Here is a 2,464-nt window from a genome sequence, read left to right as displayed (position 1 = left end):
GTCGCCAGACGCTCTTTGTGCGGTATTGCCTTTAATAAGCGGCGGTTGTAGTGCCGGTTTCAGATGCCGGTTCTGTAGAACCGCTGTCCGGCGTGACAGCTCCGTTTGTCAGGGTGATGATAAAGCCGCTGCTGTTGTCACCGGAAACGGTGTAGACTGCATTTTCCGGCAGGGAAACCGTTGTGGTGCCGCTGGCATCTGCGGGAACGTAGTAGATCGTGTAAGACTGTACGCCGTCAGAATATGCCAGCCCGCCGGATTCCATGGTGTAATTCCGGAGATAGTCCAGGTATTCCTCCAGACAGAAGTTGTTTTCGTGCATGATCGCCGCGTGAATCTTGCCCACATACCGGAAGTGGTGCGGGGCGTAGGGTGTGCCGGTGGTTTCTGTCTTGTCGCTGGGATACCGCAGAATGAAGCCGTATTCCCACGAGTTCGTCACCATCCACTCATTGCGTTTGGTGATGTAGGGAACAACTTCGCCGGTGCTGGTGATCAGACCAATGTCAAAGCCGTAGCCGCTGCTGCGGTCAGGGAGAACATTGGTATAAATGGAGGTGCTGCTCAGCGTGGTGTCCAGCGTGCTGTAAACCTGTAGATTGGCATAGCCATTTGCAGCGGCGTATGCATCGAACAGACTGCACAGCGGCTCCGTGATTTCCGACTGCATTTGCAGGGAAGTATCTCTGGGCTTGACGTTGGTGTCCGTCACGGCGGAAAAGTCTGTCCATGCCTGTGCACCGGCATAGGGATGTGCGGCATCTACCAGAATCAGAGAGCCGTTTGCCTCATCGGCTGCGGTCAGCTGTAGTACTGTTCCGCTGGGTTGTGTTGCTTCGGTGGTATCAGCGTTTTCCTCTCCTGCGGAAGAAGTGTCAGAGGCGGACGGCGTAGAAGCAAATCCGCCCACGCCCACAATATTTTCGGGAACATTCTGCAAGAAAACGCGGTAAAATGCGTCCAGTGCGAAGATCCCGACAATCAGGAGCACTAACGCAAGGAGAAAGCCGGCGGGACTCATGTGTCTTTGTTTCCGTTTGCTCATAGCGTGGAACCAGCCTCCTTTCCTGTGAAAGCTGCTGTTTCGGTTATGCAGCCGGCACAGCAGTATCAGTAGTATCGGTGAACGTGTCTGTAGGGTCCACGGCAGAACCGTTTTCATCGGTTTCCACTGGGCTTAGGTCTGTCGGCATAGGATAGCCGTTGTGGATCAGACCATAGATCGCAAAGGTATCGAATACGGCTCTCCAATAAGTAGGGCCTTTGGCGGTGACAGCGATAAAATGCTTGCCCTCGGTGTCAGTGGCATAGCTGACCAGACAGTTGCCTGCCTCGTCGGTGTAGCCGGTCTTTCCGGCATCAATGGAAATGCCGGTGACTTCGTTGCCGTACATGCGGCTGTACATGGTGCTCTCCAGCAGAATGCCTTCCGGGTGCTGCTCTGTGGCAGTGGTGGTGTACTGATAAGTGCCCAGAATTTCGCGGCAGGTATCATTTTCCATGACCGCAGACATCAGCATGGCAATGTCTGTGGCAGTGCTGTAGTGGTTGGGGTCGTAAAGTCCGCTGGCGTTGGTGAAGTGGGTATTTTTCAGCCCCAGCTCTTCCACCTTTTCGTTCATCAGCTTGACGAATTCGTCCTCAGAGCCGCAGAGATAAATGGCGATCGCGGTGGTAGCATCTGCACCGGAGGGCAATGCGATCCCGTACATCAGATCTTTCAGGGAAACGGTTTCACCCTCTTCAAAGCCGGCACGGGAAGCTTCCGCTTCGATCAGCGGGGCAATGATCTCGTAAGTCATGGTAAATGTATCGTCCATGTTTTCGATATGTTCCGCCGCCACTAAAAGCGTCATGATCTTTGTCATCGATGCCGGATAAATGCGTGCGTCCGGATCCCGCTGTGCCAGAACGGTGTTGTTTTCCACGTCCAGCAGCACAGCATGTTCGCTGGAGATATTCGAAGCGGTCAGTTCTGTGAGGTTGTCTGCCGGTGTGGGATATGTCAGCAGGGCAGGCGGTTCGGTGGGAGCCTCTGTGGGGGCTTCCGTCTGTGTAGCAACCGGAGCCTGTGCATTTGCCGCCGGAGAAAGCTGCTGCTCCACCTTGGGCTTGCCGGTCTGTGTCAGAAGTACGATGATAAATACTACCACGATAAATCCGCAAAGGACACCGATCATGGTATTAATCCAGAGTTTTGTATTGTGGGGATTTTTCTTTCTGCGAACTTTCATTGCTGCACCTCATACCAAAATTCGATCTTTTCAGGGCGTGTCCTTGTCCAAACACGGAAACACGTCCGCAGATTTTGTGCGGCAGTTCTACGGCAAGGAAGCAGAAAACCTGTTTTTTGTCGGACTGCCTTTACAATTATAATCCATTTTTACCGTTTTGTCAATGGATTTAGAGGATTCTTCATGGAAATCTGCAACATCGCCCCGCAGGCTTGTGCATAAGCCTCCCC

2 protein-coding genes are annotated in these 2,464 nt (G+C 53.2%); both read right to left on the bottom strand.

The window, feature by feature from the left end:
• Positions 1–31 precede the first annotated feature (31 nt).
• Positions 32–1,045, bottom strand: a complete 1,014-nt coding sequence (locus tag RUMCAL_RS16680; RefSeq protein WP_021681725.1) for a M15 family metallopeptidase — start codon at positions 1,043–1,045, stop codon at positions 32–34.
• 43 nt (positions 1,046–1,088) lie between these two features.
• Positions 1,089–2,234, bottom strand: a complete 1,146-nt coding sequence (locus RUMCAL_RS14500) for a D-alanyl-D-alanine carboxypeptidase family protein (RefSeq protein ID WP_084194354.1) — start codon at positions 2,232–2,234, stop codon at positions 1,089–1,091.
• Positions 2,235–2,464 lie beyond the last annotated feature (230 nt).

Origin of the sequence: Ruminococcus callidus ATCC 27760, assembly GCF_000468015.1 — a bacterium.
In the GTDB taxonomy this organism is placed as follows: domain Bacteria; phylum Bacillota; class Clostridia; order Oscillospirales; family Ruminococcaceae; genus Ruminococcus_C; species Ruminococcus_C callidus.
The sequence above is the reverse complement of the archived record's forward strand: the minus strand, read 5'-3'. Positions and strand labels throughout refer to the sequence as shown.

Bases quoted from the DNA above. Each gene is read 5' to 3' on its own strand.
- RUMCAL_RS16680 (WP_021681725.1), bottom strand. From the start codon at position 1,045: ATGAGCAAACGGAAACAAAGACACATGAGTCCCGCCGGCTTTCTCCTT.
- RUMCAL_RS14500 (WP_084194354.1), bottom strand. From the start codon at position 2,234: ATGAAAGTTCGCAGAAAGAAAAATCCCCACAATACAAAACTCTGGATT.